The 20,444-nt window shown below is 72.7% G+C and carries 18 protein-coding genes and 1 tRNA gene; 9 read left to right on the top strand and 10 right to left on the bottom strand.

The genetic code is table 11. From position 1 onward, the window contains the following. Positions 1-70: 70 nt before the first annotated feature. From O7599_RS17340 to O7599_RS17330, 3 genes are read right to left on the bottom strand one after another with little or no spacing between them, the layout of a single operon-like run. Positions 71-1,360 (bottom strand): hypothetical protein, encoded by a 1,290-nt coding sequence (locus O7599_RS17340; protein ID WP_281623062.1) that lies wholly within the window; start codon positions 1,358-1,360, stop codon positions 71-73. Next, positions 1,347-2,744 (bottom strand): hypothetical protein, encoded by a 1,398-nt coding sequence (locus O7599_RS17335; RefSeq protein ID WP_281623061.1) that lies wholly within the window; start codon positions 2,742-2,744, stop codon positions 1,347-1,349. The genes O7599_RS17340 and O7599_RS17335 overlap by 14 nt, the downstream gene beginning before the upstream one ends. After that, positions 2,744-3,496: a hypothetical protein gene (locus O7599_RS17330; protein ID WP_281623060.1), complete on the bottom strand. Its 753-nt coding sequence runs from the start codon at positions 3,494-3,496 to the stop codon at positions 2,744-2,746. The genes O7599_RS17335 and O7599_RS17330 overlap by 1 nt, the downstream gene beginning before the upstream one ends. Positions 3,497-3,564: 68 nt before the next feature. Here O7599_RS17330 and O7599_RS17325 point away from each other — a divergent pair, with 68 nt between their 5' ends. Further along, positions 3,565-4,116, top strand: coding sequence for a YciI family protein (locus tag O7599_RS17325; RefSeq protein ID WP_281623059.1), 552 nt, complete (start codon positions 3,565-3,567; stop codon positions 4,114-4,116). A 27-nt stretch (positions 4,117-4,143) separates the two neighbouring features. Here O7599_RS17325 and O7599_RS17320 read toward each other — a convergent pair whose 3' ends face one another. Next, complete coding sequence (locus O7599_RS17320; protein WP_281623058.1) at positions 4,144-4,608, bottom strand: MarR family transcriptional regulator; 465 nt, start codon at positions 4,606-4,608, stop codon at positions 4,144-4,146. Between the two features lie 55 nt (positions 4,609-4,663). Between O7599_RS17320 and O7599_RS17315 the strand changes: the two genes are divergently transcribed. Then, positions 4,664-5,017 (top strand): VOC family protein, encoded by a 354-nt coding sequence (locus O7599_RS17315; RefSeq protein WP_281623057.1) that lies wholly within the window; start codon positions 4,664-4,666, stop codon positions 5,015-5,017. Positions 5,018-5,058: 41 nt separating this feature from the next. Here O7599_RS17315 and O7599_RS17310 read toward each other — a convergent pair whose 3' ends face one another. Beyond that, positions 5,059-5,487: an ATP-binding protein gene (locus tag O7599_RS17310; RefSeq protein WP_281623415.1), complete on the bottom strand. Its 429-nt coding sequence runs from the start codon at positions 5,485-5,487 to the stop codon at positions 5,059-5,061. Between the two features lie 286 nt (positions 5,488-5,773). Between O7599_RS17310 and O7599_RS17305 the strand changes: the two genes are divergently transcribed. The 4 genes from O7599_RS17305 (at position 5,774) to purM (ending at position 10,571) form a co-directional block, all read left to right on the top strand. Further along, positions 5,774-6,979 (top strand): helix-turn-helix transcriptional regulator, encoded by a 1,206-nt coding sequence (locus O7599_RS17305; protein ID WP_281623056.1) that lies wholly within the window; start codon positions 5,774-5,776, stop codon positions 6,977-6,979. A gap of 205 nt (positions 6,980-7,184) precedes the next feature. Beyond that, positions 7,185-7,733 (top strand): GNAT family N-acetyltransferase, encoded by a 549-nt coding sequence (locus tag O7599_RS17300; RefSeq protein ID WP_281623055.1) that lies wholly within the window; start codon positions 7,185-7,187, stop codon positions 7,731-7,733. Positions 7,734-7,899: 166 nt separating this feature from the next. Continuing rightward, a complete protein-coding gene (gene purF, locus O7599_RS17295; RefSeq protein WP_281623054.1) occupies positions 7,900-9,420 on the top strand; it encodes an amidophosphoribosyltransferase in 1,521 nt (506 codons plus the stop codon). Between the two features lie 56 nt (positions 9,421-9,476). After that, the gene (gene purM / locus O7599_RS17290; protein ID WP_281623053.1) at positions 9,477-10,571 is read left to right on the top strand and encodes a phosphoribosylformylglycinamidine cyclo-ligase; all 1,095 of its coding nucleotides are present in this window, start codon (positions 9,477-9,479) and stop codon (positions 10,569-10,571) included. A 119-nt stretch (positions 10,572-10,690) separates the two neighbouring features. Here the strand turns inward: purM and O7599_RS17285 are convergent, their stop codons facing one another. Both O7599_RS17285 and O7599_RS17280 read right to left on the bottom strand, forming a co-directional pair. Further along, positions 10,691-10,960, bottom strand: a complete 270-nt coding sequence (locus tag O7599_RS17285; RefSeq protein ID WP_281623052.1) for a DUF3073 domain-containing protein — start codon at positions 10,958-10,960, stop codon at positions 10,691-10,693. Positions 10,961-11,300: 340 nt separating this feature from the next. Further along, positions 11,301-12,383, bottom strand: coding sequence for a Glu/Leu/Phe/Val dehydrogenase dimerization domain-containing protein (locus tag O7599_RS17280; protein ID WP_281623051.1), 1,083 nt, complete (start codon positions 12,381-12,383; stop codon positions 11,301-11,303). A gap of 202 nt (positions 12,384-12,585) precedes the next feature. Between O7599_RS17280 and O7599_RS17275 the strand changes: the two genes are divergently transcribed. Together O7599_RS17275 and bldC are read left to right on the top strand one after the other, a co-directional pair. Next, positions 12,586-13,419 carry a hypothetical protein gene (locus O7599_RS17275; protein ID WP_281623050.1) on the top strand — a complete coding sequence of 278 codons (834 nt, stop codon included), beginning with the start codon at positions 12,586-12,588 and terminating at the stop codon, positions 13,417-13,419. A gap of 639 nt (positions 13,420-14,058) precedes the next feature. Then, complete coding sequence (gene bldC / locus O7599_RS17270) at positions 14,059-14,265, top strand: developmental transcriptional regulator BldC (RefSeq protein ID WP_003949541.1); 207 nt, start codon at positions 14,059-14,061, stop codon at positions 14,263-14,265. A 353-nt stretch (positions 14,266-14,618) separates the two neighbouring features. Here the strand turns inward: bldC and O7599_RS17265 are convergent, their stop codons facing one another. From O7599_RS17265 to hrpA, 3 genes are all read right to left on the bottom strand, one after another. After that, on the bottom strand, positions 14,619-14,840 hold the full coding sequence (locus tag O7599_RS17265) for a DUF6274 family protein (protein WP_281623049.1): 222 nt from the start codon (positions 14,838-14,840) through the stop codon (positions 14,619-14,621). A gap of 247 nt (positions 14,841-15,087) precedes the next feature. After that, a tRNA-Asp gene (locus tag O7599_RS17260) sits at positions 15,088-15,162 on the bottom strand. 70 nt (positions 15,163-15,232) lie between these two features. Beyond that, positions 15,233-19,231, bottom strand: coding sequence for an ATP-dependent RNA helicase HrpA (gene hrpA / locus O7599_RS17255; protein ID WP_281623048.1), 3,999 nt, complete (start codon positions 19,229-19,231; stop codon positions 15,233-15,235). 193 nt (positions 19,232-19,424) lie between these two features. Between hrpA and O7599_RS17250 the strand changes: the two genes are divergently transcribed. Continuing rightward, positions 19,425-20,435, top strand: coding sequence for an ABC transporter permease (locus O7599_RS17250; protein ID WP_281623414.1), 1,011 nt, complete (start codon positions 19,425-19,427; stop codon positions 20,433-20,435). Positions 20,436-20,444 lie beyond the last annotated feature (9 nt).

The following is a 20,444-nucleotide window of genomic DNA, read 5'->3' as shown; positions in this document are numbered from 1 at the left end:
GCCGGTCTGGGCGGCGCGGGGGTGCCGGGCCACGCCGGGTGCCGGAGCGTTCCGGAGGTGGTGGCGGGGGTCAGTGCTCCAGGGCGCGGGTGAAGTCGCCGCGGGCCACCCGTGCCGCCAGCGGGTCGCCGGCCAGCGAACCGTAGCCGGTCGCGGCCCACAGGCTGCGCTCCGCCGGGACCTCGAAGTACGGCACGTCGCGGTCGTCCACCCGCTCGGTCAGCACCTCCGGGGCGCGGCGGGCCTGGACCGCGGTGGCGCACGCGGCGCAGGCCCAGACGCGCAGGTGGTCGCGGCGGCCGAGGGGCCGCCACTTGAGGCGGCGGGCGCCGCGGCCGTGCAGGGGGTTGAAGAAGCACAGCGGCCGGGCGGTCCGCGCGCCCTGCAGCGCGTCGCGGCCTTCGAGGACCAGCGCCAGCACGCCCGCCAGGTCGGCGCGGCCACGGGCGCCGTCGAGCACGGTGCCCGCGGCGGCGTACGCGTCCAGCGCGCTCTGGAGGCCGGCCGGGTCGGCGTCGTCCGGATGGGCCCGCGCCGCTTCGCCGAGGGCGATGACCTCGGCCTCCGCCCGGCGGCGCAGATCCGCCTCGTCGGCGGCCGCGGCGGCGGCGAACACCGCCCGGGGGAAGGTGAACGGAGCCGGACTTCCGGAACGCCGGCGGCGGCGCGCCAGCAGCAGCCCGGCGAGGGCGGTCAGCGCGACCGCGGCGGCGGCGATCAGGACGGCGGTACCGGTGCCCACGCCGCCGCCGGGCTCCGCGGCGTCGCTGCCGGCCGACGCCGGGTCGGTCGGGGCCGGATCGGTGGTGCGGGTCGGCGTCGGGGTGCGGAGGTCGGCGGTGGCCCGTTCGTAGACCTCGTCCCCGTTGCCCGCGGCGACGATCTCGACCGCCCTGGCCAACTGGGTGCCGAGGCCGGCGTCCCGCGTCTCGTCGAGGTGGAAGACGGCGGAAGCCGCCGGCCCGGCCTGGTGCTTGCCGTGCGGCCACTCCCAGCCTTCCAGGGAGTCCGCGGAGGCGCTGTTGGTGAGGATGACGGCATCGTGACCCAGCCGGTCGTGCACCGCGCCGGCGAGCTGACCGGCGTCTCCGCCGAACGCGTCGCCCGCCGTGAGCGGCACCACCACGACGTACAGCGGCAGCCCGGTCTCCTCGACCTGCGCGGCCAGCTCCCGCTGCCGGGCGGGCGGCAGCGCGGTCTCGTACCCGTCGTCCACGTACACCGGCGACCGCCGCAGCGCGTCGGCGATCTCCTCGGCGGCGCTGGGCTGCGCTCCGGCGGGCCCGGCGCCGAGCAGCACGGCGACGGCCCCGGCGAGCAGGGCGACGAGCAGGCGTCGAGCGGTATCAGTGCGGCACACCGGCGTACTCCCGGACCTGGCGGATGAGTGCGGTGATCCCGGTCGCGGCGGCGGCCGGCGGTCCGGGAACTTCGTCGTACGGAAGGGGCCCCTGGGCGGTGGGCAGCAGCAGCCGCAACTCCTGCGTCGGGACGGCGGAGTGCCGGCAGGCGGCGCAGAGCGGTACGGGGTCCGGTCTGGGGAGCTCGGGCCCGTGCAGCGGGTTGGTCGCGCAGCAGCGGTAGTCCACGGGGTGGTGGGGGGCACCGCTGAGCGCCGCGTGGCCGGCGCGGGCGAGCACGAGGGCGCAGACCAGGGCCGCGGCGTCGGCGTCGCGGTCGACGCGCCCGTCCTGCCGCCCGTCCACCGCGAGCAGCGCGGCGTCGAGACAGTCCGCGGCCCGGACGACGCCGGCTCCGCCGGGCCCGCCGGGGCCGTCGGCCACGGCCGCGTACCGCTGGGCGAGCGACCGCAGGGCGTCCTGCGCGGCCCGGTGCAGCTCCGCCCGCCCGGGCGCGCGGAAGTCGTCCGCGCGCGGCGCGACCGCCGGCACCGCGCCCGCCGCCCTCGCTCCCAGCGGCTTGGCAGGGAGCTGGGCGGGCAGCGGCACCCACATCGCGGCCCGGCGCCGCCGCCGCACCCGCAGCGGGGTGAACGCCGCGACCACCAGGCCGAACAGCGCCGCGGCCAGCACGGCGCCGATGGCCAGGCCGGGCCCGAAGTCCGCGCCGAACACCGACGGCAGCGGCTCCGGCTCGTACTCCTCGTCGTCCTCCGGCAGCGGCTGATAGGGCGGTTCGCCGGGCGTACTGTTCCGCGGCGCCTCCCCCAGGAGGGTCAGCAGCGCGCCGAGCCGCTCGGGGAGCAGCACGTCGTCGACGTCGGCGTTCGCGTCGGCGCGCGGCAGACGCTCGGGCAGCTCGTACGCGAGGTAGTCGCTGTCCAGCAGCGTCCCGTAGTTGGCGACGTCGATGTCGCCGACGTACGGGTCGGCGACGACGTAGACGCCGTCGCGTCCGACCCGCTCGTGCAGCCGCCGCATCAGCTCCAGGGAGTCGCCGCCGGACTCGTCCTCCCGCTGCATCGGCACGATCGCGACGTAGACCCCGTGGTCGAAGGCACGGATCCGGTCGAGCAACTCGCCGCGCTCCGCGGCGTCCAGGGCCCGCTCGCTCTCCGGATCCTCGTAGAGCGGCTCCTCGGCGAGCGCCGCCCCGACTCGCTCCACCCGCAGCCGCAGATCGGCCGCGCCCGGCACGTGCGCCGCGGAGGGCCCGGGGGCGGGCCGGCTGTCGGCGGAGGTCGCGGAGCGGTCCCCGAACCGCTGCTGTGCGACCACGGCGATCAGCACCGCGACCAGGACGGCGACGGCGATCTCCGGCCGCCTGCGCAGCCACCTCCACATCAGTGCCGCCCCCGTCCGGCGGCGTACGGGAGGCGCCGCAGCCGCCGGGCGTAGGCGGTGAGGAGGAGGATGAGCAACGGCAGCCCGGCCAGCGAGATCCCGGTGAGGAAGCTCTGGTTCTTCCGATCGGTGACCGACACCTCGTCCGTGTCGTCGGTCTGCGGCTCCTCCCGGGCGCCGTGGAGCGGCGGGGGCGTGGCCGTCGGCGACTGCCCGTCGGGCCCGCTGCCGTACTTCTCCCGCGCGGCCTGCGCCCGCGCGGCGACGTCGTCATCGGTCAGCGCCTCGACGAAGAGCCGGAACGACTCGATCGGCCAGGCGTCGTGGGGCAGTTCGTACGTGGTCACCGACCTGGCGTCCCGTACGGGAACGTCCACCCCGTACGCCGCGGCGTCGATCCAGGACATGCCCGCGTCGATGACGACGTACAGCCCGTCCTCGCCCAGGCGGTCGCGCACGGCGGCGAGCAACTGGTCCACGAACAGGGGCTCGTTCGGCAGCACGAGCACGTACGTCGGCACGCCGGTCCGCTCGGCCACTTTGGCGAACTCCCCGGCCGCCGAGCGCGGGACGGCGAGAGGCACCTGATCGGAGACGTAGACGGGGTCCTCGCGCAGCCGCTGGGCGAGGTAGTCGGCCTGCGTCTCCCCGTCCTGGGCGGCGGCCGGCACGGCACCGAGCCCCAGCCCCGGCAACAGCCCCAGCAACAGCCCGGCCACGACCCCGGCGAACCCGACCCCCCGGCCACGCACACCCGCACCCCCTCCCCACCGGTCCGGTGCCCGACTGTACTCCGCGGCCCGGAGGCCACACTGAGGGAATGGAGTTCTTCTGTTACCACCGTGACCGGCCCGGCTCTCTGGAACTGCGCATGGAGCTGCTGGAGGACCACTGGTCCTACATGGACGGGTACGCGGCGGAAATGATCGCCCGCGGTCCGACCCTGACCGACGACGGCGAGGTACCGACCGGCAGCGTGCACATCCTCGACCTCCCGGACGCGGCCGCCGCCCGCGCGTTCGCCTTCGCCGAGCCCGGCTACCAGGCGGGCGCGTACCGCGACGTGATGCTGCGCCGCTGGCGCAACACGCTGGGCCGCACGATGTGGGACTTCCCCGGCGGCGCCACGGACGGCAACCGCTACCTGGTCCTGGGCCTCGGCACGGGCAGCCCCGCGGACCTGGCCCCGCCGCAGGACCGGGACGAGCTGATCGCGTACGGCCCGCTGCTGTCGGACGACGGAGCGCTCTGGCTGGGCACGGCGGCGCTGCTACGGGCCCCGGACGCGGCCGCGGCGGGGGCGGTCCTCACGGCGGACGCGTACGCGGCGGTCGAGGTGCACGACTGGCATTTCGGCGGCCGGCCGTCCTGAGCGGCAGCCCTGGGGCTCCCGACGCGGTCAGGGCAGCTCGGGCGGGTCGGCGACGGACGACGCGGCCACGCAGGAGGCGAGTTCCTCCCGGAGCCGGCGCTGCTGCTCGCGGGAGAGGGGCGAGAAGAGCTGCTTCTCGGCGGCGCGGACCGCGACGCTGGCCCTGCGCAGCGTCGTCCGGCCGTCCTCCGTGAGTTCGGCCAGCAGCGCCCGGCCGTGGGGTGCGTGCTCGGGCCGGGTGAGCAGCCCTCGCTCCTGGAGGCGGCGCAGAACGAGGTTCATCGACTGGCGGGTGACGAAGGCACGGCGGGCGAGTTCGGAGTTGGACAGCCCGGGGTGCCGGCCGAGGAGTTCCAGGCAGGCGTACTGGGGGACGGTCAGGTCCATCGGCCGCAGCACCTCGTCCATGGCGGTGCGCAGTGCGGCGTGCACCTGTTTGAGGACGTAGCCCACCGACAGTTCGAGGTCGCCGACCGTCTCCGCTTGCTCCATGTCAGCAGTCTGACATACGGTGGATGTCAGGAAGCTGACATAAGGGAGCGCGGTCATGAGTGGACAGGTCACGTACTTCGAGCTGCCGAGCGGCGACATCGCCACCACCCAGCAGTTCTGGGGCTCGCTGTTCGGCTGGACGTTCTACGAGGGCAACTTCCCGGGCTACTCGATGATCAAGGGGCCCGAGCCGATGGGCGGGGCGCCGCACGGCGACGAGTCACGGCACCCGCGGATCTACTTCGCCGTCGACGACATCGAGGCCGCCGTCGCCCGGGTGCGCGAACTCGGCGGCACGGCGGAGGACCCGGTCACCATCCCGTCCGGCGCGTACGCCCACTGCACCGATGACCAGGGCGTGGAGTTCAGCCTGTCCCAGGAGGCTGGGGAGCACGCCGCCGGTTCGTGACGGCCTGCGCGCCGGGGTCCGGGCCCGCGCCCGGCGCCCGGCTACTCCCGGGCCGTAGAGGCCGCACGTCCGGCGACCTTGAACTCGGCCCAGACGGCTTTCCCGGGCCCGGACCGCGCGCTGACACCCCAGTCGTCGGCGAGGGCGTCGACCAGACGCAGGCCCCGCCCGCGGTCGCCGGACCCGGAGGGCGCGCACAGGTGCGGGGTGCCGGTGCCGGCGTCGTGGACCTCGATGCGGAGGACGTCGTCGCGGGGCAGGACGCGTACGAGGAACTCGCGGCCGGGGGGTGTGTGCCGCAGGGCGTTGGTGGCGAGTTCGGAGACGCACACGCGGATGTCGTCGGCGACCCCGGCCTCGACCCCGGGAGCGAGCAGCCCCACGACGAACTCCCGTGCCCGCGCCACGTCCCGCGCCCTCCGCGCGAACTGCCGTTTGGCCGGAGGGGTTTCCGCGGGTGGATCCGGGATCCGGCCCGGACGGACGATACGGCCCCGGTGGTCGAGGCTTGCGCCGCGGGTTCTTCGCGGTAAAGGCGTACCGGTGCCGGTCTGCCTCGAATCGTTCTCCATGTTCGTCTCCGTGGGAATGCGCAGATGGGATCGCCGCAGCGGCAGTACGGGTATGCAACTGCCGGTAACCAGGCAACCGATCGGCGCACGGCGAGACCAGAGCAAGAACACCGCATCTCGGCCCCACCGATACCCCAACGGGTAGGCTGACCAGGGGAGATATACGATTCGAAGCGGTGAGGCGATGGCTGCCAGACGAGTACGTATGTCCGAGCGTCGACGATCCTTGGGATATTCGCAGGAAGACCTGGCCGAACGCGTCGGCGTCGCGTTATCGACGGTGCAGCGCTGGGAGAGCGGCGAAAGCAACCCGCAGCCCTGGCAACGCCCGAAACTGGCCCGTGCTCTGGACGTGACCGCCGCTCAGCTCTCCGCGTTCCTGGCCCCGCACCCGGCGCACTGGGCCACACCCGACAGTGAACAGGTGGACGACGAGGCCGCGGCGTGGGAACTGGCGCGGCGGGTGAACGCCAGCGACGTGGGCGGCGAGACGCTGACGCGCCTTGAGCGGGCCTTCGATGATCTCGCCACGGCTTATCCCGTCACGCCCCCGCAGGTCCTCCTACGGCGAGTTCGCAAGCACACGGCGTACGTCGCGCAACTCCTCGACAAACGCGCGACCCTTGCCGAGCGCCGCCGCCTCCTCACCGTGGGTGGCTGGCTGTCGCTCCTGGGCGCGACGGCGCACGTCGACCTCGACCAGGGGGACGCGGCGACGGCGCACATGCGGACCGCCGGGACCTTGGCGCGCGAAGCCGAGCACCGCGAGATAGAGGCGTGGTGCTACGAGACGGACGCCTGGCGCGTACTGACCGCGGGGGACTACGCAGGCGCCCTCGAACTGTCCCGCGCGGCACAGTCCATCGCCCCGGCCGGCAGCTCGGCGCAGGTCCAGGCGACGGCGCAGGAGGGGCGCGCGCTGGCGCGGCTGGGCGAGGCGCGGGAGACCTACGCGGCTGTCGAGCGCGTCCAGTGGATGTCTGCCGCCATGGGCTTGTCGGACCGCCCGAGGGAACACCACTACCAGTACGACCCGGCAAAGGCGCTCGCCTACACGGCGACGACGCTCGCGTGGCTGGGGGACCGCGCCGCGGAGCCGTACGCGCGCGAGGTGATCGCCCGGCTGAGCCCGTCGGACGACGTGCTGAAGTGGCCGCGTCGGGTGGCCTCCGCCAACATCGATCTCGCTTTGGTGCTGCTCGCCGACGGCCGGCTCGACGAGGCGTGCGACGCGGCCCGGCTGGCGATACTCAGCGGACGGGTGGTGCCGTCGAACCACTGGCGTGCCCTGGAGGTCGTGAAGGCCGCGGAGTCGCGGACGATGCCGGAAGCGGCGGAGCTGCGTGAGGCGTACGAGGGGATGAAGGCGTTGCCGAACCCGCAGGGGTAAGCACACAAAACTCGTGCGCGACTGCCGGCGGGTAACCAATCAGCTCAACCGCGTGGCTCGGCTGAGTCTGCCGGGATGCCCCGGCCGGGCACGTACAAGGAAAGCAACGGCCACCTGGCCGTTCGCGCAACTCCGCCAGTCGACACCGGGCCGGCGCGAGAGGCGGCCGCAGCATCACCCGCACGTCCGGTGAAGGGGTGTCCACATGGCCGAGGTGACGGTGCAGCGCTACGACGGACCCGACGCAGCCGGGATGTGCGAGGCCTTCCTGCCCGCCTACCGCGAGGTCTACGCAGAGCCGCCGTACCGCGAGGGCCCGGACGACGTCGCCGAGTTCGTGGAGATGTTCGCCCGCCAGGCCACCCGCCCGGGCTTCCGGGTGGCGCTCGCCCGGGACGGGGCCGAGCTCGTCGGCTTCACCTACGGCTTCTGCCTGCCCGAGGACACCGGCTGGTGGCACAACCTCCTCGCGCCGGCCCCGGCGGAGTTCACCGCGGAGAGCGGATGGCGCACCTTCGCCGTCATCGAGCTGGCGGTGCGCAGGCCATGGCGCCGCGGTGGTGTCGCCCGCCGGCTGCACGCGGCGTTGCTCGCGGGCCTGCCGGTGGAGCGGGTGACGCTGACGGTGCGGCCGGAGCCCGAGGCCGCGCCCGCACGGGCCGCGTATACGCGCTGGGGGTACCGGCGCGTGGGCAGGTCGCAGCCGGGTGACGACTCGCCCGTGTACGACGCCATGGTGCTCGACCTGGGCTGAGCTCGCCTGATGGGAGACCACCCCGGGACCACGTACGGGGTCCAGCCCCCCGGTGGCCGCCGCCCCCGCGCGGCCCGCCCCACCCTCCCGGCGGGGGGCCGGGACGTGATCCGGGCCACGTTCCGGCCGTGCGGGTGCCGGGCCAACCTGCCTTAGACTCGAATACGTGCCACGTGGTGACGGACGACTCAGCCACGACCTGCTTCCCGGCGAGAAGGGCCCCCAGGACGCCTGCGGCGTCTTCGGCGTCTGGGCCCCGGGCGAGGAGGTCGCCAAGCTCACCTACTTCGGACTGTACGCGCTGCAGCACCGGGGACAGGAGTCCGCGGGCATCGCGGTGAGCAACGGTTCGCAGATCCTCGTCTTCAAGGACATGGGCCTGGTCTCGCAGGTCTTCGACGAGACCTCCCTCGGCTCCCTCCAGGGCCACATCGCCGTGGGTCACGCCCGCTACTCGACGACCGGCGCCTCCGTCTGGGAGAACGCCCAGCCCACCTTCCGGGCCACCCCCCACGGGTCGCTCGCGCTCGGTCACAACGGCAACCTCGTCAACACCGCCGAGCTGTCCGGGCTGGTCGCCGCGCTGCCCCCGGACGGCGGATCGCGCGGCGGCCGGGCCGCGGCGACCAACGACACCGACCTGATCACCGCGCTGCTCGCCGGGCAGGTCGACGACGACGGCAAGCCGCTGACCGTGGAGGAGGCCGCGCCGCTGGTGCTGCGGCGGGCCAAGGGCGCGTTCAGCCTCGTCTTCATGGACGAGCAGACGCTCTACGCCGCCCGCGACCCGCAGGGCATCCGGCCGCTCGTGCTCGGGCGTCTCGACCGGGGCTGGGTGGTGGCGTCGGAGAGCGCCGGGCTGGACATCGTCGGGGCGAGCTTCATCCGTGAGGTGGAGCCCGGCGAGCTGATCGCGGTCGACGAGAACGGGCTGCGCACCAGTCGCTTTGCCGAAGCAAAGCCCAAGGGGTGTGTCTTCGAGTACGTGTACCTGGCCCGGCCCGACACCGAGATCGCCGGCCGGAACGTCTACCTCGCCCGCGTCGAGATGGGCCGCCAGCTCGCCGCCGAGGCCCCCGCGGATGCCGACCTGGTGATACCGACGCCCGAGTCCGGCACCCCCGCCGCCATCGGGTACGCGGAGGCCAGCGGCATTCCGTACGGGGCCGGGCTCGTCAAGAACAGCTACGTGGGCCGGACCTTCATCCAGCCGTCCCAGACCATCCGGCAGCTCGGCATCCGGTTGAAGCTGAACCCTCTCAAGGAGGTCATCGGCGGCAAGCGCCTCGTCGTCGTGGACGACTCCATCGTCCGCGGCAACACGCAGCGCGCGCTGGTGCGGATGCTCCGCGAGGCCGGCGCCGCCGAGGTGCACGTGCGGATCTCGTCGCCGCCGATCAAGTGGCCGTGCTTCTTCGGCATCGACTTCGCCACCCGCGCCGAGCTGATCGCCAACGGGATGTCGGTCGAGGAGATCGGCCAGTCGCTGGGCGCGGACTCGCTCGCGTACATCTCGACCGACCGGATGATCGAGGCCACCGGCATCCCCAAGAACAACCTCTGCCGCGCCTGCTTCGACGGCGAGTACCCGATGGAGCTGCCCGACCCGGAGCTGCTGGGCAAGCACCTGCTGGAGACCGAGGTCGCCGGCGGGCACGACGCCGCCGACGCGCTGCGCCGCCCGTAGCGCCGGCGCCCAGGCCCCACCCGACCCAGGTGAACGACCCGGAGGACCCCAAGCCCATGTCTGGTGCCAGCCAGCCCCCCGCCCCCGCGGCCCCCGCCGCCTCCTATGCGGCGGCGGGCGTCGACATCGAGGCCGGTGACCGCGCCGTCGAGCTGATGAAGGAGTGGGTGAAGAAGACCCGGCGGCCGGAGTCGGTCGGCGCGCTCGGCGGCTTCGCCGGCCTCTTCGACGCCTCCGCGCTCAAGCGCTACGAGCGCCCCCTGCTCGCCTCCGCGACCGACGGCGTGGGCACGAAGGTCGCGGTCGCGCAGGGCATGGACGTGCACGACACGATCGGCCACGACCTGGTCGCCATGGTCGTCGACGACCTGGTCGTCACGGGCGCAGAACCGCTGTTCATGACCGACTACATCTGCGTCGGCAAGGTGGTCCCGGAGCGGGTCGCGGCGATCGTCAAGGGCATCGCCGAGGGCTGCGTGCTGGCCGGCTGCGCGCTGGTCGGCGGCGAGACGGCGGAGCACCCCGGGCTTCTCGGCCCCGACGAGTACGACGTGGCCGGCGCCGGTACCGGCGTGGTCGAGGCGGACGCGGTGCTGGGCGCCGAACGCATCCGTACGGGTGACGCGGTCGTCGCGATGGCCTCCTCGGGCCTTCACTCCAACGGATATTCGCTGGTACGCCACGTCCTGCTGGACCGCGCCGGCTGGGCGCTGGACCGGGCGGTGCCGGAGTTCGGCCGCACGCTCGGCGAGGAGCTGCTGGAGCCGACGAAGATCTACTCGCTCGACTGCCTCGCGCTGCTGCGCGCCACCGAGGTGCACGCCTTCTCGCACGTCACGGGCGGGGGCCTCGCCGCCAACCTGGCCCGGGTCGTGCCGGACGGGCTGTGCGCCGTCATCGACCGGACGACGTGGGCGCCGGGCGCCGTCTTCGACGTGGTCGGGGAGGTGGGCCGGGTCGAGCGGGCCGAGCTGGAGCGGACGCTGAACATGGGCGTCGGCATGGTCGCCGTCGTGCCGCAGGAGTCGGTCGACGTCACGCTGGCGCTGCTCGCGGACCGCGGGGTCGACGCCTGGGTCGCCGGCGAGGTGCGCGGGCAGGAGGAGGCGGGGGCGGGTGACGTCGAGCTTACGGGAGACTATGCCCGCTGAGGCCCCCGGCCGCAGGCGGACCGGGCCCGCTCAGGCCCCCGGTCACGGCCGGTTTTCGGCAGCAAAAAGGGCCCGTCCGGGGATGTCCCCGAGCCGAGCTCCGATTTGCTGCCTGCGGTTCAGGCCCCGCGGCGCTGCTCCGACGAGCCGGCCGAGTCCTCGCCGTCTTCGTCGTCCTCGTCCTCGTACAGCTCCGCGTAGCGCGAATACAGGTCGTCGTCGGGCGACTCTTCCTCGACGTGCTGTTGCTGCTGCTGTCCGTTCGACGGCGGCTTCGCCGTCGATGCGCCCAGCTCTTCGGCAAGGCGTGAGAGGTCAGTCCCACCGCTGCTGTACTTCAGCTGGCGGGCGACCTTCGTCTGCTTGGCCTTGGCCCGGCCGCGCCCCATGGGTCGACCCCCTCAAACGACGGGGCTCGATGGCCCCAGAGTCTGATACGCGTTCATGATCGGATGCGGACCCTCGGTGAAGAGGGACCGTCCATCGGGGTTCAACGGTACCTGTTTCTGCACCCTGACGGTACGTCGCTGGCAGCACAGGCCCCGCCGCCGATCCCGGTGAGGCCCGCGTCCCCGCTGGTCAAGACCCGATTCTATCGTCTGACGAGGAGCGACCCGCCGCACGGTGGTGACATGCGTTACGCGACGTCGCTGCTTTGCTTTGGTGAAGGTGCACACATCGCCCCGCCCGCCCCGGCGTGCGCGGGGCGGGCCGAGGAGCGCCGGGCGGTCAGGCGCGGCGCCCGGCGTCCGCCATGCGCTGCTCCGCGATTCGATCCGCCGCCACCGCCGGCGGTACGCCGTCGGACGCCGCCCGGTGGAATATCTCCACCGTCGTGTCGAAGATCCGCGCGGCCTTCGCCCGCGCCCGGTCCATGTCGAAGCCGTGCAGCTCGTCGGCGACCTGGATGACCCCGCCCGCGTTGACCACGTAGTCGGGGGCGTAGAGGATCCCGCGGTCGGCCAGGTCCTTCTCCACGCCCGGGTGCGCGAGCTGGTTGTTCGCCGCGCCGCAGACGGCCTTCGCGGCGAGCACCGGCACCGTGTCGTCGCTGAGCGCCCCGCCCAGCGCGCACGGCGCGTACACGTCCAGCGGCTCGCGGATCAGCGCGTCCGTGTCCGCGACGACCGTCACGCCGGGATGCGCGGCCCGTACCCGCGCCACCGACGCCGCCCGCACGTCGGTGATCACCACCTCCGCGCCCTCCGCGGCCAGGTGGTCCACGAGGATGTGCCCCACCTTGCCGACCCCGGCGACGCCGATCCGCCGCCCGCGCAGCGACGGCGTGCCCCACAGGTGCTCGGCCACCGCGCGCATGCCCTGGAAGACGCCGAACGCCGTCAGCACCGAGGAGTCGCCGCAGCCGCCGTTCGCCGGCGAGCGGCCGGTGGTCCACCGGTTCGTCCGCGCGACCACGTCCATGTCCTCGACGTACGTCCCGACGTCGCACGCCGTGACGTAGCGCCCGCCGAGCGAGGCGACGAAGCGGCCGTACGCCAGCAGCAGGGCCTCGGTCTTCACCTTGTCGGGGTCGCCGATGATCACGGCCTTGCCGCCGCCGTGGTCGAGGCCGGCCATGGCGTTCTTGTACGACATGCCGCGGGAGAGGTTCAACGCGTCCAGGACCGCGGCCTGCTCGGGGTCGTCCGACGAGGCGTAGGAGTGGAAGCGGGTGCCGCCGAGTGCCGGGCCCAGGGCGGTGGAGTGGAGGGCGATGACCGCCTTGAGGCCGGTCTCGCGGTCCTGGCAGAGGACTACCTGTTCATGTCCGCCCTGGTCGGAGCGGAAGAGTGTGGAGAGAACGTCGGTCACGGTGGTGACTCCGGTTTGGTCGCGGGCTGCTGCCCCCCAGGGGTGGGGGAGGGCAGGTAGTGGCTCAAGCGTAGAGCGGCGCCCGCCTCCCGGAACCCCCCGGCGGGTCTCGGGTCCCCGGAGGCGTCCCCCCGGAGGACTCAGCACCCTAGTCTGCGGCAGACTCGGAGACGTACGGGGGAGCGGGAGAGAGGGAGAGGGCGTGTCCGTGGTGTCGTCACTGGTGATCCCGTACGCGACATATCTGCGCGTGTACGAGCCGCTGGCCGCCTTCCCCGAACCCGAACGGACCCACTGGTATCGCTACGCCGCCCGCGAGACCGCCCCCACCAGTCAGGACGAGCTGCTGCGGGCGCTGGCCGGGCTGGCCGGCACCCCGCCGACGGCGGCCCCGGCGCACGAGAGCGGCGACGCCTTCGTCGCCGACGTCGACGGCGTGACCTGCGTCTGCCCCTGGCGCACCCGGCTGCGGAGCTGGCTGGCGCTGGACGAGCTGGTCGAGGAGCTGCCCCCGCCGGTGCTGGAGGCGGCGCTGCCCGAGGTCGTACGCGAACAGGCGCTCGCCGACCACGCGCGCTGGCGGGTGGACAACCCGGACGCCCGGCCGTGGATCAGGTCGGCGGTCTGGACGGTGCCGATGCGCTGGTTCGTGCTCTTCTCGGACGAGGAGAGGGAGTACGAGACGGGCGAGCGCACCCTGCTGCGCTACCGCACGCCGATGGTGGAGGCCCGGCGCCGGGTGGCGCGCGGCCTGAAGGCGCTGCGCGACGCGGTCGGGCAGGCGCCGCTGGTCGAGGGCCTGGTGGACGTCGGAAAGTGGCTGGAAGAGTTCCATCCGCGGTCGCTGGTGGAGCTGGACTACGGCGGGCTCGTCCACGTACTGCCGAGGGAGCACCTGGCGGAGGACCGGTCCGCGGCGGAGGTCGCCGAGGGCCTGGCGGCGCTGGCGGCGGGGGACGAGGAGCGGGCCGGGCGCGCGTACCAGCGGCTGACGGACCGCTGGGGCGTGGTGCGCGAGCGGCAGTTCGCCAGCTAGCGCGTACGGGCGCGGGCGGCGGGCGCGGGGCGACGGGCGCCCGGCGGACGGGTTTCGGCCATGGCCGGTCGGGCTGCGGGTCAAGAGGTCGGACGAGGGCTCACTAGTGCGACGAACAAATCCGGACTAGTGTCCCGCCAGACCCCGGCACGGAAGGGGCCGACCGGTCCCTGCCCATGGGGACCTTGGTCCCGGACGAAGGTCCCGAACCAGGCTATTTGGTCAAGCGTGATGGAAAGCACGTACCTGGGTCTTGCCGTCACCGCATAGCCTGGGTGACGATATAGGGCAAGGAGTCCAGATGGGGTATGTTCCGTCCAACTTGGGGTGGAATGCCGAGCATTGATCCACTCGTGGGAGACCTTGTGGCCCCTGGTGGTGCTGTGACTGATCGTCACGAGGGTGTGACTGTCCGCTATGGCACGGTCCAGCGGGATCCGTCGAGGTTGAACACCTCAGAGGGCAATTCCATCGGTTTGGCCGACGCCGCTGGACAGATGGTGTAGTTGTAGTGCCGAGGACAAGCCGTTCGTCCTATTACCGACTCGACCCCCGTTGGCCATATCGGTCAACGAGGGTCAAGGTGCAGAATTTAGAGGAAAGAACCGAGAAGGTTCGGTTCTCCCGAGGAGGCCGCTCATGACCGCTCGCACCCCTGACGCCGAGCCGCTGCTGACCCCCGCCGAGGTAGCCACGATGTTCCGCGTTGACCCGAAGACGGTCACGCGCTGGGCGAAGGCCGGCAAGCTCACGTCGATCCGCACGCTCGGCGGGCATCGCCGCTACCGCGAGGCGGAGGTCCGCGCACTGCTGGCGGGCATTCCGCAGCAGCGCAGCGAGGCCTGACCACCCGCGTCGCCGGGGCCGGCCGGGACCCCCTAGCCCGGCTCACGCCCCTCGCACCACCCGCGACGCAGCATCGTCGATCGCGCTGGACTCCGCCGGGTCCAGCGCGATTTGCCGCACGGCCCCCGGTGGCCGCCCTCGCCGGGGCGGCCGCCGGGGGCCGTTCGCGTACGCGACGGCGGCCGGGGCGGATGCCCGTCCGGGCACGGGTGCAATGGCATATACAAAATTGACCCGACCTAAGGGGTGCGTAAATCCCCTTGTTTCGAAACAAGATGAGTGATCCCCGTCACACTCTCGTCCGCTTGCGCCGTGCTGACCGCTGCGATAATGACCCCCCGTCAACTTCTGCCCTAGGTCGGGAGCGTTGCCCCGTCCGGCTCGGCCGTGTCTGCCGCGTCGTCTGCCGTCGCCGCGTCGTTCGCGTCCGCGGTCTCCGGCGGCGCCGACTCCATCGCCAGCCGCAGCAGGCGGCTGCAGACGGCGCAGTGGGGGGTGAGGTGACCGTACGACGACGCGGCGGAGAGATGGGCGCGCAGGAGGGCCTTCGTCTCGTGCCGCGCGGTCGTCGTCATAGAGCTTGAGTACCGGGGGGCCGCACGTCCGTCAAGGAAACGAGCAGCCGGTCTAGACCGCGTACCAGGGGGAATGCGTCACGGGAGAGACAGAAAGCCTCCGCCGTGACGACGGAGGCTGGTGGGATCGCCGCGGGCGCGGCCTCAGGCGGGGCCTGCGAGAACTAGGCGGTCCTGACGGGATTTGCTGCATCCGTCTGCGGCTTCGCCGCGGGCGCGGCCTCAGACAGGGCCTGCGAGAACTAGGCGGTCCTGACGGGATTTGAACCCGCGGCCTCCACCTTGACAGGGTGGCGAGCACTCCAAACTGCTCCACAGGACCTTGCTGGCGCGAACGCGCGTGCCCGACTCTACAGCAGCTCAGGCCCCCGGTCGAACCACTTCCCTGCGACTCACCGCGCCGGCGGTACCAGCGCGTCGACCGCCTTCACGATCCGCTTGTCGGAGACCGGATACGCCGTCCCCAGCGCGTGCGCGAAGTAGCTCACCCGCAGCTCCTCGATCATCCACCGCACGTCCCGCACCGCCCGCGGCACCGGCCGCCCCCGCGGCTGCTGCTCCAGCAGCCACGCGTACTCGTCCTGCATCTCCTTGACCTTCGCCATCCGCGCCCGGTCCCGCTCCGCGTTCGTGGGGAGCTGCTGCAGCCGGCGGTCCGCCGCGACGAGGTACCGCAGCAGGTCCGGCAGCCGGCCCGCGCCGTGCTCGGTGACGAAGCCCGGCTTCACCAGCCACGCCAACTGCTCGCGCACGTCCGCCGCGGACTCGGCCAGCACCGGGCTCGTGACGCCCCGCAGCCGTCCCTCGCAGGCGTGCCAGGCCGCCAGCACCTCCTGCACCTGCCGGATGGTCTGCATCGTGGCGTCCACGATGTCGGCCCGTACGGAGTCGAAGAGCTTGCGGAAGCCCTCCTCGTCCCACGCGGGGCCGCCGCGGGCGGCGATGAGCCGGTCCGCGGAGGCGGTGACGCAGTCCTCGAAGAGGGCCTGTACGCCGCCGTGGGGGGTGCGGGAGAGGGCCAGCTTCGCCTGGTTGGACAGCGTGCTGTTGGCGAACTTCGCGGGGTTGGAGGGGAGTTGGAGCAGGATCAGGCGGCGGGTGCCGGCCCACATGGCCGCGGCCTGCTCCGCCTCCGTGTCGTACAGCCGCACGGCGACGGTCTCGCCCTCGTCCACCAGCGCCGGGTACGCCTTGACGGTGTGGCCGCCGCGCCGGGTCTCGAAGGTGCGGGGGAGGGCGCCGACGGTCCAGGAGGTGAGGCCGGTGCGCCGGTCGAGCGCGGGTCCGCCGCCGTCGCCCGCCGACTCGGCGCCGCGGGACCCCTTCCCGCCGCCCGACGTGCCCGACGCCTCGTCGAAGGCGCGCGTGATCGCCGCCTGCGTCTTCGGCTTCAGCCTCAGCCGCAGCTCCTCCAGGTCCTTCGACTCCGCGAGCTGCCGCCGCCGCTCGTCGGTCACCCGGAACGTGACCTTCAGATGCTCCGGCACCTTCGCCCAGTCGAAGTCCTCCGCCGCGACCGGCACCCCCACCATCCGCTGCAGCTCCCGCGCCAGCGCCGTCGTCAGCGGCTCCTGCACCGGCACGGCACGCTCCAGGAACGCCTTGGCGTAGTTCGGCGCCGGCACGTAGTTGCGCCGGATCGGCTTCGGCAGCGAGCGGATCAGCTCGGTGACCACGTCCTCGCGCAGCCCCGGGATCTGCCAGTCGAAGCCGTCCGGGACCACCTGGTTGAGGATCTGCAGCGGTACGTGCACGGTGACGCCGTCCGCGTCCGTCCCCGGCTCGAACTGGTACGTCACGCGCAGCTTCAGCTTCCCCTGCCGCCACGAGTCCGGGTAGTCGTCCTTGGTGACGCCCTCCGCCCGCTCGTTGATGAGCATCGACTTCTCGAAGTTGAGCAGCTCCGGCTCTTCGCGCTGCTTCTTCTTCCACCAGGAGTCGAAGTGCGCCCCGGACACGACGTCCGCGGGGACGCGCTGGTCGTAGAAGTCGAAGAGGGTCTCGTCGTCCACCAGGATGTCGCGGCGGCGCGCCCGGTGCTCCAGCTCCTCGACCTCGGTGAGGAGGCGGCGGTTGGCGGCGAAGAACTTGTGGTGCGTACGCCAGTCGCCCTCGACCAGCGCGTGCCGGATGAACAGGTCGCGGCACGTCTCGGCGTCGATGCGGCCGTAGTTGACCTTGCGCCGGGCCACCAGCGGCACGCCGTACAGCGTGACGCGCTCGTACGCCATGACCGCGGCCTGGTCCTTCTCCCAGTGCGGCTCGCTGTACGTGCGCTTGACCAGGTGCTGCGCCAGCGGCTCGACCCACTCGGGCTCGACCTTCGCGTTGACCCGCGCCCACAGCCGGGAGGTCTCGACCAGCTCGGCCGACATGATCCAGCGCGGCGGCTTCTTGAAGAGCGCGGAGCCCGGAAACACGGCGAACTTGGCGCTGCGCGCGCCCAGATACTCGTTCTTCGCGTCCGTGTCCTTCAGCCCGATGTGGCTCAGGAGCCCCGCCAGCAGCGACCGGTGGACAAGCTCGGGCGCCGCGTCCTGGTCCGCCGGGTGGATGTCCATGCCGCGGGCGATGGTGCGCAGTTGGGAGTAGATGTCCTGCCACTCGCGTATGCGCAGGTAGTTGAGGAACTCGCGCTTGCACATGCGGCGGAACGCGGACGAGGACAGCGCCTTCTGCTGCTCGCGCACGTACGTCCACAGGTTGAGGAACGTGACGAAGTCGCTGGACTCGTCGCGGAAGCGGGCGTGGTGCTGGTCGGCCTGCTGCTGCTTGTCGGCGGGGCGCTCGCGCGGGTCCTGGATGGACAGCGCGGAGGCGATGACCATGACCTCGCGCACGCATCCGTTGCGCTCGGCCTCCAGCACCATGCGCGCCAGCCGCGGGTCGACGGGCAACTGGGCGAGCCTGCGGCCGGTCTGGGTCAGCCGCTTCTTCGGATCCTTCTGGTCCGTGTCGAGCGCGTGCAGCTCTTCGAGTAGCTGGACGCCGGCCTTGATGTTGCGGCTGTCCGGCGGGTCGATGAAGGGGAACTTCTCGATCTCGCCGAGGCCGGCGGCGGTCATCTGGAGGATGACGGACGCCAGGTTCGTCCGCAGGATCTCGGCGTCGGTGAACTCGGGGCGGGCGAGGAAGTCCTCCTCCGCGTACAGCCGGACGCAGATGCCGTCGGCGAGCCGGCCGCAGCGGCCCTTGCGCTGGTTGGCGCTGGCCTGCGAGATGGGCTCGATGGGCAGGCGCTGGACCTTGGTGCGGTGGCTGTAGCGGGAGATGCGGGCGAAGCCGGTGTCGATGACGTACCGGATGCCGGGGACGGTCAGGGAGGTCTCCGCGACGTTCGTGGCCAGCACGACGCGGCGGCCGCCGTGTCTCTGGAAGACGCGGTGCTGCTCGGCGTGCGAGAGGCGCGCGTAGAGGGGCAGGACCTCGGTGTCGCGGAGCTTCTGCTTTGCGAGCGCGTCCGCGGTGTCGCGGATCTCGCGCTCGCCGGAGAGGAAGACGAGGATGTCGCCGGAGCCGTCGCCCTCGGCCTGCAGCTCGTCGACGGCGTCGCAGATGGCGGTGATCTGGTCCCGGTCCGCGTCTTCCGCACCCTCTTCGAGGAGCGGGCGGTAGCGCACCTCGACCGGGTACGTACGGCCGCTGACCTCGACGATCGGAGCATCGCCGAAGTGCCGGGAGAAGCGCTCCGGGTCGATCGTCGCGGAGGTGATGACGACCTTGAGGTCGGGGCGGCGGGGGAGGAGGCGGGCGAGGTAGCCGAGCAGGAAGTCGATGTTCAGGCTGCGCTCGTGCGCCTCGTCGATGATGATCGTGTCGTACTGCCGCAGCTCGCGGTCCGTCTGGATCTCGGCGAGCAGGATGCCGTCGGTCATCAGCTTGACGAGCGTGTCGCCGCCGACCTGGTCGGTGAACCGCACCTTCCACCCGACGGCCTCGCCGAGCGGGGTGCGCAGCTCCTCGGCGACGCGCTCGGCCACCGTACGGGCGGCGATGCGGCGCGGCTGCGTGTGGCCGATGAGGCCCCGCACGCCGCGGCCCAGCTCCAGGCAGATCTTGGGGATCTGGGTCGTCTTCCCGGACCCGGTCTCGCCCGCGACGATCACGACCTGGTGGTCGCGGATGGCCGCGAGGATGTCGTCCTTCTTCTGGCTGACGGGCAGCTCGTGCGGATACGACACGGGCGGCACCGCGGCGCGGCGGCGCTCGGCGGTCAGCTCCGCGGCGTCGACCGCGGCGGCGATCTCGGCGAGCACGCCGGCCCGCGCCTCCGGCTTGCGGAGGCGGCGGGCGCCGTCGAGGCGGCGGCCGAGCCGCTGCTCGTCGCGGAGCGTGAGGGCGGACAGGCGGGCGCCGAGGTCGGCGAAGCTGGGGATGGCGGAAGTGGACATACGGACTCAAGGATCTCACCCGGGCGGGGGCGGCGGCGAACCATTTCGGCGGAGGGTCTGAGACGGGTAAAAGGCGTATATCACACTAAGCTGGTCATTCGTGACGGAGGACGACGGGCGGCGCGAGGACGACACCGGGGGCCGTTCCCGCGGTACGCGCCGCCGGCCGCCCCCGCGGCCCGTACCCGAGCAGATCCGCGCCTTCCGCGCCGGGCCTTTCCTGACGCCGGTGGTGCTGGTGCTGCTCCTGGCCGCCGTCGCGGGGCTCTTCGCCGGTTCGTACACCGCCGCGATGGCGAACCCGACACCGCGCGACCTGCCGGTCGCGGTGGTCGGCGACGTGGCCGCGGAACCGGGGGCGCGGGCGTTCGTGCGGGGCCTGGAGGACGCCACGGGCGCGTCCGTGGAGCTGCGCCCGTACGCCACGTACGCGCAGGCCAGGAACGCGGTCGAGGAGCAGCGGGTCTTCGCCATCCTGCGGGTCGGGCAGGACCGGGTCCGGATGGACCTCTCGGGCGCAGCCGGCGCGTCGGTGGCGCGGCTGCTGACCGACGAGGCGCCGAGGGTGGCGAAGCGGGCGGGGGTGGCGCTGACCGTACGGGACATCAAGCCGATGCAGTCCGGGGACCCGCAGGGGCTCGCGCTCTTCTACATCACGCTCGCGGCGGTGATCATCGGCTTCATGGGCGCCCTCCAGTTGAGCGTGCACGCGCCCTCGCTGAACCCGGCGGAGCGGGTCGGGTTCACGGTCGCGTACGCGCTGCTCGGGGGCTTCGCGATCTACGCGGTGGTGGACTGGCAACTGGAAGTGGTGCGGCTGCCCTTCCCGCAGTCGTGGCTGACGCTGGCGCTGACGATGTTCACGTCGGGCATGGTCTTCACCATGTTCAACACCCTGCTGGGGAGGTGGGCGGTCCTGCCGACGTGGCTGGTGATGGTGGTGGTCGGCAACCCGTCGTCCGGCGGGGCGGTCTCGTGGCCGCTGCTGCCGTCGCCGCTGGGCGAGATCGGCCGCTGGCTGCCGCCGGGCGCGTCGGTCAACGCCCAGCACACGGCGGTGTACTTCGCGGGCCACCAGCACCCGTTCCCGTACCTGGTGCTGGCGGGGTGGGCGATCGCCGGCACGGCGGTCTTCTGGACCTGGCGCCACCGCCACCCGGGCGGCCGGGAGCCGGTACCGGGGGAGGGGGCACCGGCGCCGTAGCGCGCCGGC

Source organism: Streptomyces sp. WMMC500 (assembly GCF_027497195.1).
GTDB lineage: Bacteria > Actinomycetota > Actinomycetes > Streptomycetales > Streptomycetaceae > Streptomyces.
The sequence above is the reverse complement of the archived record's forward strand: the minus strand, read 5'-3'. Positions and strand labels throughout refer to the sequence as shown.